This is a genomic window from Arsenicibacter rosenii, assembly GCF_001870735.1.
GTDB classification, from domain to species: domain Bacteria; phylum Bacteroidota; class Bacteroidia; order Cytophagales; family Spirosomataceae; genus Arsenicibacter; species Arsenicibacter rosenii.
The window spans coordinates 1-15,074 of the sequence record NZ_MORL01000033.1 but is presented as its reverse complement, the minus strand read 5'-3'; the positions used below and the strand labels follow the sequence as shown (position 1 = coordinate 15,074).

The 15,074-nt window shown below is 52.0% G+C and carries 21 protein-coding genes; 2 read left to right on the top strand and 19 right to left on the bottom strand.

What is annotated here, in order from left to right:
- Positions 1-4: 4 nt before the first annotated feature.
- The 19 genes from BLX24_RS27790 to BLX24_RS27700 all read right to left on the bottom strand — a co-directional run bounded on the left by BLX24_RS27790 (position 5) and on the right by BLX24_RS27700 (position 12,639).
- Positions 5-334, bottom strand: a complete 330-nt coding sequence (locus BLX24_RS27790; protein ID WP_071506503.1) for a hypothetical protein — start codon at positions 332-334, stop codon at positions 5-7.
- Positions 335-357: 23 nt separating this feature from the next.
- Positions 358-1,137: a PRTRC system ThiF family protein gene (locus tag BLX24_RS27785; RefSeq protein WP_071506502.1), complete on the bottom strand. Its 780-nt coding sequence runs from the start codon at positions 1,135-1,137 to the stop codon at positions 358-360.
- Positions 1,134-1,856, bottom strand: a complete 723-nt coding sequence (locus tag BLX24_RS27780) for a hypothetical protein (protein ID WP_071506501.1) — start codon at positions 1,854-1,856, stop codon at positions 1,134-1,136. Before BLX24_RS27780 ends, BLX24_RS27785 begins: the two co-directional genes overlap by 4 nt.
- The gene (locus BLX24_RS27775) at positions 1,853-3,022 is read right to left on the bottom strand and encodes a hypothetical protein (RefSeq protein ID WP_143092838.1); all 1,170 of its coding nucleotides are present in this window, start codon (positions 3,020-3,022) and stop codon (positions 1,853-1,855) included. The genes BLX24_RS27780 and BLX24_RS27775 overlap by 4 nt, the downstream gene beginning before the upstream one ends.
- Positions 3,023-3,062: 40 nt before the next feature.
- A complete protein-coding gene (locus BLX24_RS27770) occupies positions 3,063-3,281 on the bottom strand; it encodes a PRTRC system protein C (RefSeq protein WP_071506499.1) in 219 nt (72 codons plus the stop codon).
- Between the two features lie 29 nt (positions 3,282-3,310).
- A complete protein-coding gene (locus BLX24_RS27765; RefSeq protein ID WP_071506498.1) occupies positions 3,311-3,796 on the bottom strand; it encodes a PRTRC system protein E in 486 nt (161 codons plus the stop codon).
- A gap of 2 nt (positions 3,797-3,798) precedes the next feature.
- Positions 3,799-4,944, bottom strand: coding sequence for a DNA polymerase III subunit beta (locus BLX24_RS27760; RefSeq protein ID WP_083422219.1), 1,146 nt, complete (start codon positions 4,942-4,944; stop codon positions 3,799-3,801).
- Positions 4,941-5,309: a hypothetical protein gene (locus BLX24_RS27755; protein WP_071506496.1), complete on the bottom strand. Its 369-nt coding sequence runs from the start codon at positions 5,307-5,309 to the stop codon at positions 4,941-4,943. Before BLX24_RS27755 ends, BLX24_RS27760 begins: the two co-directional genes overlap by 4 nt.
- A complete protein-coding gene (locus BLX24_RS27750; protein ID WP_071506495.1) occupies positions 5,281-5,757 on the bottom strand; it encodes a hypothetical protein in 477 nt (158 codons plus the stop codon). The genes BLX24_RS27755 and BLX24_RS27750 overlap by 29 nt, the downstream gene beginning before the upstream one ends.
- Positions 5,720-6,232 (bottom strand): hypothetical protein, encoded by a 513-nt coding sequence (locus BLX24_RS27745; protein WP_071506494.1) that lies wholly within the window; start codon positions 6,230-6,232, stop codon positions 5,720-5,722. Before BLX24_RS27745 ends, BLX24_RS27750 begins: the two co-directional genes overlap by 38 nt.
- Entirely contained in the window at positions 6,229-7,644 is a 1,416-nt protein-coding gene (locus BLX24_RS27740; protein ID WP_071506493.1) for a hypothetical protein, read from the bottom strand. The genes BLX24_RS27745 and BLX24_RS27740 overlap by 4 nt, the downstream gene beginning before the upstream one ends.
- Positions 7,637-7,906 carry a hypothetical protein gene (locus BLX24_RS27735; protein ID WP_071506492.1) on the bottom strand — a complete coding sequence of 90 codons (270 nt, stop codon included), beginning with the start codon at positions 7,904-7,906 and terminating at the stop codon, positions 7,637-7,639. Before BLX24_RS27735 ends, BLX24_RS27740 begins: the two co-directional genes overlap by 8 nt.
- Before the next feature lie 6 nt (positions 7,907-7,912).
- Positions 7,913-8,653, bottom strand: a complete 741-nt coding sequence (locus BLX24_RS27730; RefSeq protein ID WP_071506491.1) for a methyltransferase — start codon at positions 8,651-8,653, stop codon at positions 7,913-7,915.
- Between the two features lie 60 nt (positions 8,654-8,713).
- On the bottom strand, positions 8,714-9,286 hold the full coding sequence (locus BLX24_RS27725; RefSeq protein WP_071506534.1) for a hypothetical protein: 573 nt from the start codon (positions 9,284-9,286) through the stop codon (positions 8,714-8,716).
- A 110-nt stretch (positions 9,287-9,396) separates the two neighbouring features.
- Positions 9,397-9,663: a hypothetical protein gene (locus tag BLX24_RS27720; RefSeq protein WP_071506490.1), complete on the bottom strand. Its 267-nt coding sequence runs from the start codon at positions 9,661-9,663 to the stop codon at positions 9,397-9,399.
- Positions 9,664-9,665: 2 nt separating this feature from the next.
- Entirely contained in the window at positions 9,666-9,866 is a 201-nt protein-coding gene (locus BLX24_RS27715) for a hypothetical protein (protein ID WP_071506489.1), read from the bottom strand.
- 6 nt (positions 9,867-9,872) lie between these two features.
- Positions 9,873-10,727 carry a hypothetical protein gene (locus BLX24_RS27710; RefSeq protein ID WP_071506488.1) on the bottom strand — a complete coding sequence of 285 codons (855 nt, stop codon included), beginning with the start codon at positions 10,725-10,727 and terminating at the stop codon, positions 9,873-9,875.
- A gap of 83 nt (positions 10,728-10,810) precedes the next feature.
- Positions 10,811-11,083: a hypothetical protein gene (locus BLX24_RS27705; protein WP_071506487.1), complete on the bottom strand. Its 273-nt coding sequence runs from the start codon at positions 11,081-11,083 to the stop codon at positions 10,811-10,813.
- Positions 11,084-11,352: 269 nt separating this feature from the next.
- Positions 11,353-12,639: a tyrosine-type recombinase/integrase gene (locus tag BLX24_RS27700; protein WP_071506486.1), complete on the bottom strand. Its 1,287-nt coding sequence runs from the start codon at positions 12,637-12,639 to the stop codon at positions 11,353-11,355.
- A gap of 568 nt (positions 12,640-13,207) precedes the next feature.
- Here BLX24_RS27700 and BLX24_RS27690 point away from each other — a divergent pair.
- Positions 13,208-13,819, top strand: a complete 612-nt coding sequence (locus tag BLX24_RS27690; protein ID WP_071506484.1) for an RNA polymerase sigma factor — start codon at positions 13,208-13,210, stop codon at positions 13,817-13,819.
- A 77-nt stretch (positions 13,820-13,896) separates the two neighbouring features.
- A complete protein-coding gene (locus tag BLX24_RS27685; protein WP_071506483.1) occupies positions 13,897-14,949 on the top strand; it encodes a FecR family protein in 1,053 nt (350 codons plus the stop codon).
- Positions 14,950-15,074: the final 125 nt, after the last annotated feature.

Sequence of the window (15,074 nt, the reverse complement as noted above, 5' to 3'; positions counted from 1 at the left end):
CTTCTTAATAATTACTGTTGGCCATCCCCATCAGCTGGCGCTTCAGGTCGTTGATTTTACTCTGTTTGCCCCTGATCACGTCCTCGCGCGATTTTACCCCCCGCTGGTAGGCCTCGTTCTGCACGCTGTTAATCTTCCTTCTCAGCTCCTCGTTCTGGCGCTTCAGTTCCTTGTTCTTCATCGCCAGCTTTTTATTCTCCTCCTCCAGATCCTCCAGTATCTGTCTGCGCACAAACAGCTGTTCGAGTACGCCGTGCAGCCGGATATTTTCCCGCACCACCAGCCGCAGCTTTGCCCGGTCCGGCAGTGCCGTAATGTCATTTTCTTCACTCATCGTATTGTGTTCTTAAAGGGTTGTTAAATCTTAATCGGCATCGTCCGGAAGTCGGCCAGGTTGAGAAAAAAGCCGCGGTTCTCCGTCATCCCCTGCCGGAACATCTGCCACAGCAGCGCACTGCCCATCTGCGCCAGCGTGGAGTTTATGAAAAGATCCTGTTTCTGCAGCGCCTCCGCCAGCGAGCAGCTCGGCGTATCGTCCTCCGCCCCTGACCGGCTTAAATCCTCCCCCCACTCCTCGGTAATAAAGGGTAGCTTTCCCACCGGCACGAACTTCTGCGACTTCGGCTGTTTGTGTTCGCCGACCGTGGCCAGCACCACCTGACCGGATTCCTTCGAGTTTCCGAAATCCAGCCAGTACAAAGGCCGGTCCCGCCCGATATTAAACGGGTTCGTTTTCTCCAGATCAGTAAAGTATTCCGCCACCTCAAACCGGGACGAAACCGTATCCACGCACGTAATAAAGAGATTCGACTGCTTACCGGACTTTGCCGTAAACCGTTCCGGCTGCGCCTGCCAGGTGGTACCGAAAAACCGGTTTACCCTGCTGATCAGCGCCAAGGCCTTGTTTATTCCCAGCTCCGCCTCCGCAAACAGCTGACGGCCCAGATTAGCCTCCCATACCGTATCTTCATCCCACAGCCGGACGTAAATCCCCGGGTGATCCAGTTGCAGCAGGGAATGATTCATTCTGGCCAGTGCCGTCAATACCTGCGAACCCGTCCCCCCTGCTCCGATCAGATTCACCGAAACCGGATTCGTCGGGTTAATCAGATAGTTGTTCGTGATATGTACCCTCATTTGAGCAGATCCTTTAGTGTTATTTTGGCCGTTACCAGTTTCTCCAGCGGAAACGGATTGCCGGTTTTAACCTGATCCTGCCACAGCTGAACGATGTTGACCTTTGTCATTGCGTCATTCAGCGTATGGGAGAAATAGCTGTCGTAAAAGCAGGTTTCCCATGCCGTTATGAACTCCTCCAGACAGCTGCTCTTTTCTACGTCGACATCCACGTTCCCCATGCACACCCCGCCATGCAGGCCCGTGTTAAAGAATGGCGCCAGACACAGCCGGGTTTTGAGCGATGGTTTTCTGTCGGCCGGCAGCGCAAAAATCGTCAGTCCCCGTTTATCGGCCCGCCACACCATCGGCGGAACGCAGGCCTCGCCGCTGGGTATTGTCAGGCTTTCCTTGAAAAACATCTGCCGTTTCTGCCTCGCCGTATACCACACCGCAAACCCTTTTTCCGGACTCGGGTGCAGATACAGCACTCGTTTTGGTAATAGTCCTTTGGGCCTGAGAAACGCGATTTTCTCCGCGTAGGAATCATAGAGCGACTTACCCAGGCTGATGGCCTCCGATTCCGTCAGCGGCCGCGCATTGACCGGCCGGCCGTCATCAGAAATAGTATAGCTTTCAATGTAGTACTTGTCCTGCCGCGACCCGCTTTGTCTTTCATAGAGCAACAGGGCCCGTACCGGCAAAAAAATCTCAGTCAATTCTTCAGTAATCAGTTTCATACGTTCAGGGCATAAAGTATCCGGGTTAACCGGTTCAGTAACGGGTAAAACTTCACATCAAACGACAGATCATGCGACGGGACGGCATCGGGACGGTCAAAAACGATCAGTGATCTCGGCTCCTGCTCACCGCTGCTATTGGCCTGTACATCATGGTTAAGATTTTCCTCGATCATTTCCATTACATGATCATCGTCCCAGATAAATGATAGCCAGCAGTCAGTCGTCATCAGCTCCTGCTCATAATTTTCCTGTTCCTCTTCGTCCATTTCCAGCCACTGCTGATCCACTATCGAATCATGGGCTGACCTCTCCGGAAAATCCTGCCACAGCTGGTAAATTTCCGTCACAACCTCCTTCAGCTTCTGCTGCTCCGCAGTCACCGGCGTAAATGCCTCCAGCCTCTGGCCGAAACTTTTCAGATGCTTCTCCTCCGAGAGTATCTTATGGAAAGCACCGCCATTGTTAATGGCCATTTCCGTAGCGAGCAGATCCATTTCCAGATTCATAATTTCGTCGCTCTCCAACTCGTCCTCCTCCGTATGTTCCGGTCTGTCATACGCGTCTTCCGGCCCCGACTGCCTGGCATACTCCAGTTCATCCCCGAAGTAATCCTTCATCGCTTCGTACTGGTAGCACAGATAACCACTCTCGGTATACCACGATATTCCCGCCACATGGTACAGGTACGCATAACAGCTTACCATCAACTCGTACATCGCCGTTTCTCCGTCTTCATAAAAAGACCAGACAGGGTACAGCGGCACGTAATACAGCGTCATTCCATCCAGTACCCGATGATCGACCACCAGACTGGCCGCCCTGCCTTCCCTCTCCTGCACATCAATCCGGAAACCCTTACCCAGCAGATCCCGCAACCGTCGCAGGTGGAACGTTACACTGGCCGGCCAACCAACTGGTGATTCTGCCTCCTCAAATCCGTAGTATTTGCAGAGCCAGGAAAGGGACTCCGAAAAATCCCTCTCCCTCTCTACACTCTTAACCATCGATGCAGGCAGGCATTTCGGCTCAAACCGGTGCGTCAGAAAACCACCGGTAGTTCCGACACCGGAGCACTTCGGCCGCTTCGCCGCTTTGCTTCTCTTGCGTCCGGAACGCGGTCCAGCTGTTTGAAAAAGCCCGAAAGATTCTCCGCTATCCTGCATACCTTCTTTGATTGTCTGCCTAAAACCCTGATCTTTTTCATTATCCCTTTGTGCCCATCACCGACGTGAACCGGTATTCGAATTTGTCTTCCTTAATCTCCGGCCCTTCCAGTTTGGCCGTAATCAGTTCCGGGTAGTGGTGGCTGTAGTGGTTCATCACCGCCTCCGGACTCAGTTCCGGGTTCGGATCTTCGAGCGTGATGTCTTTCCCTTTTGTCTTCATCACAAAGACGCGATCTAACTTAGTGGCTAATAACATGAGTGATCTGGTTTAAAATTGTCCGCTTTTTATTCTTCGCTCTCGTCTGATTCTGAGTCCGTTTGCTCCTCCGCCGGAAGAGTCCCCCGTTCCAGGTCCGAATCCTCTTCCAGCATGTCGAAAATCGAGGCCTGTTTTCTTGGCTGCTCTGCCGGTTTGGCCGGTGCCGGCAGCTGGGCCTTTTTCGGCTCCTCCTTCGGCTTTTCGGCCGGTTTTTTCGCCATCGCCGAGGCTTTCTTTGCCTCCTCCACACTCTTCAGGTGCTTCTCCATGTTCACCTGAAGCCCGGACACCTCCTGCATGGGGGCCGTGATCTGACCAAAGAACCCCTCGTCCAGCTCCTTCCAGGTCCCCACCAGCTTCACCGGCAGAATGGATTTTCTGGCCTCGTCCCCGCACCCCTTGTTGTCGAGTGAAACCATGACCGTTTGCCGGTCGCCATCGGTTGTGACCGATAGTTTAAGCGTGCCCGTCAGTCCCAGGGCCGCTACCTGCTGAAAAAATGTTGTTGACATGATTAGTTTTTGTATTGAATCGGAATAAGCAGGCTTACATTAGGATCATCCGCCACCAGATCGGCCGGCCGGATGTGGAGCGGTTTATTCGCTGCCAGCGCATTAATCTGAATCATCGGCGTCTCAAAGGATTTCAGGCACGTTACCAGCGTATTCAGATTGACATTAATATCCAGCTGATCGTCTGCGTAATCACAAAGCAGGTCCTCTTTCCCCTCCTTTTCCAGCTTTATGTCCTCTCCCGCCACCGTCAGCAGATTCCGTCCCATAGAAAGCCGGATTTTGTGCTCGACCGAATCGGTTACCAGGTTAATCCGTGACAGCGTGCCCATCAGATCCGCCCGGCCGATGGTCAGCGTTTTGTTCGTCTGGCCGATAATCGCTTCAAACGACGGGTACCGCTTATCAATCAGCTGTCCGGTGATCGTCAGCCCCGCAAACCCGATATTTTCCGCCCGCATTGCATTACTGCTGAATGCCAGCTGGATATACGGCGACGGAGAATGCACCGCCACCATTGCCTTTGCCTGCCGGTTGGAAACAATTACCTCGATCGGCGCCTCCGGCTTACCGTCCTCGCCCCAGTCGTCGTCCGTCAGCGCCACCACCCGGTTACAGAGTACGTATCCGTCCGACGACCGAACCATCAGCTCATCAGCCGTAATCTTCAGGCTTACCCCGGTCATTGCCGGCATATTCTCCTGTTTTGAACAGAAAGGCAGTGCAGCATTGATCAGCTCCAGCAACCGCCCCGACGAAATCATAATCGACTTCTGCTTAAATTCCGTCTCTTTCGGCCATTCTTCCGGCTCCCTGCCGGTCTGTCTGTACTTGCCGTTATCCGTCAGCAGCTGCAAGGATTTTCCGTCGATATTCATCGTCACCGGCTGTTCCGGCAACGAAACCAGCAGATCCCGCAGCCACACGAACGGGATACACACCACCGCACTGCCGGTTGACTCCACGTCGATACTGACCCGGCCCTGCAAATTCAGATCCGTTGTATCCATCCGCAATTTGTTTTCCGACACCTGAAGCCGGACGCACTCCACCACCGGTACCGACTTGGCCGCCGCCGGATTATGTGCAAAAGCTATTGATTTAAGCGCCTTGAGCAACACGCTCGACGACATCATTATTCTGGTCATTGTTGTACGAGTTTGATTAAAAAATCAGCTACTTTTTCGATGCACCTCCGGCACGGGAGCTTGCCCTTCGGCATCCACACATCCCCCGGAAACCGGCAGTAAATCTCATCCGGGTTAAGCCAGCTGTATGGCACATCGTAGTTGAAGGTGATGCCCTTACAGCGTACACAGTGCGAGGTAACCCTGACCACCTGTTCCGGGTCCGTCACCTCCGGCAGCTCCTTAAAAAACTTCTCCATAAACCAGTTGCTGGCCGCAGTCACTGTCGGCCGTTCCGACAGTATTTCCTCTTCTGCTACCGGCTCGCTGACAGGCGGAACCTCAATCTCGAAGAGGTCAAACAGACTCAGTTGTTTTGCTTTCATCTTCATTAAGCATTATCCATTCATCACCCCAATCTTCCGGATCTTCTCCCAGCTCCTTCCAGTCGTCGCTGTCCATATTGTAACCAAGCGGGCAGCTGTGCGCATAGCAGGCTCCCTGTCTGATGACGTTGATTGATTTCAGCGCTTCCCCGTCGTACATGGCCTTATTAATGTATGGCCCTGCTTCGCCGTTCTTGTCTGCCTCGACAATCTGCTGGTAACTGCCGAACCGCTTTCGAAGAAGGGCGTAACGTACCTTGTGTTCGTCAACCTCGTACGTTACCGGTTCCTCGTCGTCGTCAGCCGGCCGGACTTTCGCGAAATTCCAGCTTTCATTTTTAGGGTGATTACAGCCGTAACCGTTGTTGATCTCAGTAACAGCGTTGAAGAACCCGCACCGCTGGCAGAGATCATTTATGTGTATCGGTTCTTGCGGCAGCGCATTCATCGGCTTGCAGGTTTTGCGTGTTCATTATTTCCCCGATCATCCGGCACGAGACATACCCCATTGTGTTGAGGAACATCCCGACCGCTCCCTGCTCCTGTTGGCAGACGATTGCCGAACCCAGACTGGTAAGCAGCTCCAGATAGCTCTGCTTCGGGTCACCGGTCGTTTTCAGCTTATAGCCTACATTGTAGGAGTCGATTACCGTTTTCGGTGCCGGCCGGTAGTCTTTCCCCCGTCCGGCGTGGGCCTCGTAGATCTGGGTAACCATCGCCGACACCTGCACCGCTTCCGTCAGCGTATTTTCCGGGTCTTTTGCCTCCCATAATTCCCGTGCCAGCTCGCCCATTTCCTCGTTCAGCACCAGCACCCAGTCCGCAAACGACATATCCTGAACGCCCCATTTTGCAATCTGACGCTGCCGCTCTGCCAGCACCAGCGCCGTGATTGTCTCTACCGTAATTACGTGCCGCTTCATAGGGTTGCCGCCGTTTGGTCGATCCAGGTTACCAGTTGTCCCAGACAGGACTCTATTTTCGATAGCGCCGCCTTTCCCTCCGCCGTCTCCATCACCGGCAGCTCCAGGCTGAAGTCGATTATTTTCATGGAAAGTTTTTCGAGCTTCTGCCGGTCGGCCGGCGTCCGGCTAACCGGTACCGGCTCCTCCTCTTCCACCGGCGGCAGTTCCAGCACCTGACGATTCACCACCGCCACCGGGCCGCGCCGGGCTACTGCCGGTTCCGGGGTCTTTTCGGGGTCACGGTCACCCACATACGCCGGCGATCCTGAACCCGCACCCGAAAAAAACACTGCCGTTTGGGCCTTCTCCTCCGCAAGCTGCTGATTGTACTCCTTCTGGGCATTGGCAAACGCGTTGATGTACTCCTGATCCGTCATCGCTTCGATTATCTCCGCTGACAGCTTACTTTTCACGTTTGCCATCTCCGTAATCCGGTCCTTGAGCTTCTCCCTGGCAACCTCGGCCAGCTGCCGTTTCATCTCCTCGTTTTCCTTCCGCAAACGCTCGGCCTCCGCCACCGCTTCGGCCTCCTTTTTCAGCTGGTCCTGCTTCAGGGCGTACACTTCCCGGACTACGTTGAGCATAAACTGATAGTCCTGCTCGCCGGCGTCCTCCAGATAACTCTGCTTACACACCTGCTGACCGTACTGCATCAGACTGGCCGAATCCGCCGACAGCGACACATCGTATTTTGTCAGCTCGACCACACGCTCAGCGGCCCGTTTTTTCTTCTGCGCTTCTTCCCGCAGTTTAGCCTGATGCTGATCAAAAGACGCCTGAATGCTGACCAGCAGCGTATCGAACTGCTCATCGTCCGACTGCCGCACGTCCTCCCATGTACACACCTGAACGCCGTACTGCTGCATCGTCTCGCCGGCCGGTTCGTAGTGTGCATCCAGATCAGCCAGCCGGGCTTTCCGGTTTTTCATCTTCGCTTTGAGCGCCTCCAGCTGCTGCCGCTCCCGTTCATCGACCAGATCCTTATACAGCTTGCTCTGCGCCTTCAGGTGGTCATGAATCGGCGTCAGCATAAGATCAATTTTCTTGACCCGCTCGTTAACCTCCCGCTGAAATGTCAGATGTGGCTCTATAATCGCTTTCCGGGCGTTATCCAGATCGGAACCGGCTCTTTTGACGACTTTCCGGGCTTCTTCGATAATGTTGAAGCCCTCCTTATCGTCGGCGTCCACTATCCGCAGGCCCATGTAGCTGGCTCTCCATTTCTCGATCTGATCCTCGGCGACCGGTAGTTTCAGCTTATCTACCGGCACAATTTCCGGACCTGCCGGTTTGGCCGCTGCCGGTTTAGGCGTTTGCTCGTGGTGGGATACCACCTCGGCCATGATTGATTCTGCTTCGTTCTTATTCATAAATTGATGGAATGATAGTAGTAAAAGGTTCGTTTTCGGGGCGCTTTCCGGCGTAGGATATGTGACAGGCAATTGGCTCAGCGCCGTATTCAAATACCGTTTTCAGGCCAAGCCGGCTGCATATCCTCTCCGCCTGCGCCTTGTAATCGCCCCGCATTTCGGGCGTGAAAAGTCCGGCTTTTCTCAGCGGCGTAAACGGGAAATGCTCCCGCATAAACCGCTTCAGGACGGCCGCTTTTTCTTTCTCGGTCAGCTCCTCCACTAATACTTACTTGTCAATAATCACAATACAGGTTTCGACCTCCGTACCACTTGTTTTAAAGGCAGACCTTTCTACAGCGATGATTTCTGAGTCCAGACGATTGAGCCAGTTTTTAAAATCCAGCTCTTTCCGGCCTTTTGCAAAGTGCCAGTGTACGGATGCAATTGTTACCAGTCTTCCCTTCGGAGCCAGATAGTCATACATGTGCCGGATATGGTCAATGTCCTGGTTTTTCGAAAAAGGAGGATTCGCTATTATCCTGTCATAAATACCGCAGGTGATAGCCGGAATAGACTCCAGGAAGTTAGAACCGATAATACGTGCGCCGGTCACTTTTGCCAGCTCAACCGCATTTTCCTCCATCAATTCGAAGCAATCAACGCTAATCTGCGGCTCCTGTTCAACTATCGCCTTAACGATTGCACCCTGCCCGGCTGACGGTTCCAGTACTCTGTGATGCCAATCAATGAAAGCCATATCAACCAGACGTTTTGCAAGTCCCTCAGGAGTAGGGAAATACTGAAAGTCCTTTTTCAGGTTCACTTTTTCCCCGGACTGAACGCGGCCCAAAAGTGCCGACGGATCGCCTTTGAACAGAAAGCCTCCCAGTTTCCGGTTCCACTTTCCGCCTATACCTTCCAGACGTTTAGCCGTCTCCATATACACTTTCCGTTCTAACTGGATGACGGGGAGCTTAACCACATTACCCTCAATGGTGCATTCTGCTATTACCTGATCAATTGTCATTTTGTGAAAAGTTTAAGCGGCCCGACCGGATAGCCGGGCCCGTTCATTAGTTGTTGTTGCTTACCCGACAGTAGGGGGAATCTGGATGATGTCGGTATCGTCACCCATCGCCGCAAACGGATTGTAGTAATTGAATGCCGTTTTGATGTTGGCAATATCGGTCAGTGTTTCCTGCCGGAAAATCTTGTGTTCCTGCGCGAACTGCTTCAGTTCGGCCGTGCGCTCAGGTGTTCCGAGCTTGTATGAGAATGAGGCAATGTGGTAGATCCCTTTGGGCTGGATCTTATTGTTTTCCTTCTTCTCCGCCACCGCCGTAATGATCACATCCGCAAGGGTAAGATCGTCATAGAATAGCGGCTCAATCAGCCGGAAAATGTTGTCCACCGAATAGCCGTGAAAAAGCAGCGCTGATACGCAGTTTTTATCATCGACGAAGAAAATCTCCGCCCAGTTCTTCGTCCCCATGTTGAGGATGTTGTCAGTAAAGATCCGCCACGCTATCGGCTGAAACGTAAGGGTATTTCCCAGCTTCTCGGCCCCGTTGATGTTAAATTGGCCCTCTTTGGCATCAAACCGGTACTGCCGTGGGTGCCCTTCCAGGTACTTGAAACGGCGCTTACTCTCATCCAGCATCGCCGTTACGGCTGCGCCTTGCTGAAATTTCTGATACGGATTAACTGCCTGATCGTTCAGGGTTGTTTTTTGCTCTGACATTGTATTTTGAGAAATTAAAGGTGAAAGTCTTATGCTATTCCGAACTGACGGGCCAGATCAGCCGCAGCCAGATAGTTAATGTCCTGCATACCAGCGTCAGTTGACAGTGCATTGTCATGGTTCCACCAGAACAGCACGGCCTCGTCTTCTGAGTGATGTGTCGAGACGAAGGGGTGAACACCTGTGTTCTCCATCTCCCGGTAAACTGTTACCGTTACTTCTACAGGCAGACCCAGCGCCGCCCGGTGCAGGGCGGCTAACTGGTCATTATTAAGGTCTTTGTACGTCCGTTTCATGTCTATTCGAAAGGGTTAATGCCTTGCGCTTCCAGTTCGGCGTATAGCTCCTGTGCGTGCAAAAGGGCTTCGTCATACTCTTTTGAGGTGCCCGTTTTCCCATACCCTTCAACCCAGACGCCGCCGCTTTCTTCAATCCGGGTCACTTTCCGGTCAGCGGCAAGAAATCGTTGTACCAATTCTTTTGGCTGTGTCGTATTCATGGGGAGTTATGCAGAAAGAATGGACGTGAAACGCGTTTGCAGGTACTCGTTTTGCAGATGGTACGGCAGGCCGTCAATGATCTTCAGAAAGGCATCCTTACCGATCGCCCGGCAGATATGGGCCTCGTGCACCCAGTTCACAAAATTTACGATCACCAGCAGATTCCGGTGAAACTCTGCCACCGACGTGCCGGTAAGATCCAGTGTATCCGCTGCCGAACGCCCCAGACGGGTAATAATGTCCATGAACGTGGTATACCCCATGTTTTTCGACACCTCCTTGTTGGCCTCCGGGCTTAAATTCCCCTGCGGGAACCCCATCCGGGTACGCATTGCCTGATACTGCCGGCCGCGTGTTGACCACAGCAGCCGCCCGATGTCAAACTGCCAGATATTTTCGTTTGTCGGGGCCTGGCTCTCGGTATCGTACTGCGCAAACGGGAGCCGGTTGATTTTGTAGTTCCCGAACGGTCCGCAGGCGTAAAACCCGATTGCCTCCGGGTAGTAGCCGCGAGCCACGCCCGTTCCGATCAGCGTCCGCACCGTCTCCTCGTTGGCCTCATCCTGGCCCGTTGTCAGCAGGAACGCCCGCGCACTGAAGAACATACTGTAATACACCTGCGGGAACGTCCAGGCTGCGGACTGCTCCAGGTACTCGCCATCGTTTACCAGCGAGGTAACCCGCAGCGCATACTCGGCCGTCAGGCTGTTAAGCATTAATTTCTGTAAGACCTCTACTGAGGGGCTTTTGTAGGTAAGCAGGTGGAGAAACGTAGTCTCCGGTTCGGCATTGGTGAGGTGACTGGCCAGCGCGCTGATGCCGGCAACGAGCGCGTTTTGGGGGATTGTCCGGGTATCCATGACGGATTCTGAAAAAGTGGGCGGCTCTTCCCCGCCCGTGATCTGATTTTTTTTCTGGATTGTACTTCGGGAACCGGGGACGCTTAAAGCGGATAAGGAACCGAGGCCGGCTCTTCGGCCGCCTGAAGTTTCGTAGTCAGTCTTGCGACGTCCTTCAGGTTCTCTTCCAGTTCGGCCTCCGGATATCCGCCCCGCGCAAACAGGTAGATTGATTTTTCTTTCGAATAGCCCAGGGTGTGTAGCTTTTCCCGGGCTTCGCCGACGATCCGGTTGACCGCCTGCATGTCTTCGCCGTCGGCCTTCAGCGCTGACAGCTGAGCGCGTAGCTCGTCTGGATTGGTTACTGTTAGGTTCATAAATCTTTTAGAATTAAGAGTACAACTGCGATTACAATTTCCTGTATCACAACTACAATGCAAATATATTATTTGTAATTGTAATTACAATAAAAATAATTGCGATTATTAGTAATTTTTCCTAAAAGATTGATTATCAAGTATTAGTAATCTAAAAAAAATATGTGGATAATATATAGGCGCATTAATAATGGTATAAACAGGCAAAAATACGGCTTCCTTTTTCAATTACAATTGAAAAAGGCCCGGCAGGTTGCCGGGCCTTTTTTCTACCTGTTATTAACCCGCTTCATACCAGATTCCACAATCCGGCGGGTAACCTTCACGTAGTATTTTTCGGTTGTGCTGATGCTCTTGTGGCCCAGGATCCGGGACACCTCGGCTATCGTGTAGCCCGCATACAGAAACATCACACCCGCCGTTTTCCGGGCCGTCTTCATCGTAATCCGTTTCTCAAAGCCCAGCATATCCTGCAACGTGTACAGATAGCTGTACAGCGTCTGGTGAGAGTTAGGCTCCGGAATCCCGGTCACCTCCGCAAACAGCGCGTCCACCTGCGGCAGTTTCGGTATATCGTACTGAACGTGCGGCGGCTTCAGCCGAAGACCTGAAATAATTACCCCGGTACCATCCAGCGTGGGGGACTCGTATTTCTGCCGGTTCTGCGCATATAGCTTCGCGTCCGGGTAATCCATACCGGTCAACATCATCAGCTTGAACCACCAGTGCGCCGAAAAGTTAGCACCCCTTACCTGCATGGCCAGCACCTGGTCGATGTGATGCTGCTCCAGAAAGATAACCTCCTTCTGCTGGTAGGCCGGCCATTTGATACTGTTGATCGGATTGCTGATCAGCAGCTGCTCCTCGACCAGCCAGTCCAGTACGGACCCGATCCGGTAGAGCATCGTTGAGGCGTGGGCCGGGGAAATCTTCCGGTTTTTCCATCGCCCGGTATCTATTGTTTGGAGCCACGCATGAAACCGGCGTGCCCAGCCTGCATTAACCTTGTAACAGGGCAGATCCGGCTGATGCGTCTCCTCCAGGTACCGTATCAGCAGCCGCTGCACGTATTGCCATCGTTCCTTGCGTTCTTTGGCGTAGTTCCCGCAGAACTGAATGTAGTACGCCGCCAGGGCCTCCGTTATGGCGGACTCTTCACTGATCCGCCGGTCAACCGGTTTGGGGCTGCTATCCCACGCCCGGAAGTAAAACGACCCGTCCGGCTTCAGCTCCGGCTCAATGCCTTCGATAAATTCGTACTTGACTGAATCCTTCGTCGGCGTCCAGCCCCTGGCCACCTGGTTACGGTGCACCTCCCTGATCGCCGACCGGTGTCCGTCAATCAGTTCATTGGCCGGGTCGTCCCGCTGGCTCGTCCGTTGCTGGTCACATTTCCATTTAGCGGGATTGACCATAATTTTCTCATTTTTCCAGACCGCCGAAAACCCGGAATCCTGGGTACCGTTCACCGTTATACGACACTGTAAAACGTGCGGGTTAGAGTAGGTCTGCCCCTTTTTCGGCGGCCGCAGCCGGTAACGTACCGAGATCGCCATTCTTTTTTGATTAGCATACTTATAAGTGTATTATATTGTTAAAAAGCATAACAATCCCACAATAAGTATGCATTTCTTGTTGCGTCTAAATTAGTGGTAGCTGATTTTTACCTTGCGGTTAATGCTCCGGGTATACCTGAAGTATCACTGTCAGGTGTGCCTGAAAATTACGGCCTGATTATCTGGCCGGTAGTAAAAAAACGGGCCTCAAAGGCTTCAGGATGCGTGTTCCGGACAATTATCAGGTTCCTTGTACAAACGTTTGCACAGTTTTCTTTCTGTACCGGATATAAAGTTTCTATTAGTTTTCCGGTCATCCTTTGTTTTTTAGTTTATCTGTTCAAAAAACTCATAATCAGCACCTTACTTACAAATTTACCATCTCTGCCGTGTAAATAACCTTTTTTAGCCCACCTGGTAAATCAAAAAAACATATCGGTTTATTATCAATTTGTAAACTTTTATTTTGCGTTGAAACATTTATAGGCAACTAAATTTTGAATATCAGTGAGTTGGCAATCGACAAATTTCTAATTTTGGAGAACTCAACATTATTATCCGGTCTGCCATGGACTATAAAAAAGGCCCTTCCTCACTCCACGACGATGCCTATTTATGGCAACAACTTACTGCCGGCAACTATCAGGCACTTGGGCTGATTTACCAGCGCCATTGCGCGGCGTTGATTCAGTATGGCCGCAAACTGACCGCGAACGAGGACCTGGTCAAGGACAATGTGCAGGATTTGTTCGTTGAGCTCTGGCATCGCCGGGATAACCTTACTCAGGATGTCGAACAGGTAAAACTGTACCTGCTCGGCGCTCTGCGTCATAAAATTGCCCGGTCGGTAAAACTACACGATCAGCAAACCGATCTTGCGCTAATCAATGCAGCTGGCTATGCCGAACAATCGCATGAATCTGTACTCATTAAATCGGAACTGGATGCCGAACGGTCGGAAAAACTACAGGAAGCCATTGCACGGTTAGCGCCCCGCCAGCAGGAAATTATTCACCTGCGTTTTTATCAGAACCTGAATCATCAGCAAACGGCTGCGGTCATGAACATGCGGGAACAATCTGTCCGCAACCTCCTGCATGTCAGCCTGGTTCAGCTCCGGAAAAAGCTGGATTTCGCCATTCAAATTCCTCTGCTCTGCCTGCTGGGCCTCTACTGCTGAAATTTTTTTTCAATCGGTACAGTACAATCCTTCCGTTTTCAGCACTTCTTTCTGGAAGCAGTCAAACCGGATTGTTCATGGATTATCAGCGTTATACCGTTCAGGATTACTTACAGGATGATTACTTTCTTCAGTGGGTGCTTAACCCGACCGAAGCCAGTGATCGGTACTGGCAACGGATACGCCAGAATTTTCCGGAGCAGGACGAAACCATGGCTGAAGCCATCGTAATCATTCAGCAGCTTCACGAAGCCGAAAACACCTCTGTTAAGCCCGAAACGCTGGAGGAGCTCTGGGAACAAATTGCCGCTCAGACCGCTCCGGAACCGGAAGAGAAAGCCCCGCGCTGGTATATTCCGATCGGGGTGTTAACGGTGCTGCTGGTCGTCTTTGCCGTTTGGGGTGTTCGCAATGAGTTGCTTCCGTTTCACTCAGGCACCAAAGAATGGGTAAGCCGGCAAAATACAACCGATAAACCAGTCTGGGTGCATTTGCCGGATAGTTCGTGGGTTTCGCTGCTGCCCGGCAGCCGCCTCGAATACGCGATAGACCCTGAATGGCCGGTTCGGGAAGTGACGCTGCATGGCCAGGCCTTTTTTGATGTAAAACGCAATCCGAACTGGCCTTTCCGGATTTTAACCGGAAAAACACGGACACACGTCTTAGGGACAAGTTTCTGGATTAAGGAACGGACCGACCAAAAATCCGTGGAGGTCGACGTCGTATCCGGTAAGGTTTCGGTGACTAAAACCACCAAACCCGTGCTTTCGCTGAAGGAACCGGCCAAAGATGAAGTCATCATTTTACCCAACCAACGGGTTTTGTATGACGAACAGGGCAACGATTTAACCGTGAGTCTGGTAGAACGCCCACAGCTGGTTCAGGCCGGCGTCGGTAAGGAACAACTTCAGTTCCGGGACATGCCGGTCAGCATCATAGCCTCCCATTTGAGCCAGCTGTATGGGATTCCGATTACCATCGGAAATCAGAAACTAGGCCGCTGCATGTTTACCGGCGATGTGAATGGCATGGCCTTATACGACATTCTAAACCTGATTTGCCGGTCCATTAACGCTTCGTACCGCATTCAGGAAACACAAATACTGATCAGAGGAAACGGATGTCAATAAATTCAATGGGATTAATAGTCTGTTTGACGAGCAAAATCGTATAGTAAATAGTCAATTATTCACTTAACCCGGACGCTATGGTATAGAAAACACTATACATATCCCTTAAAAAAAATAGGCCAATC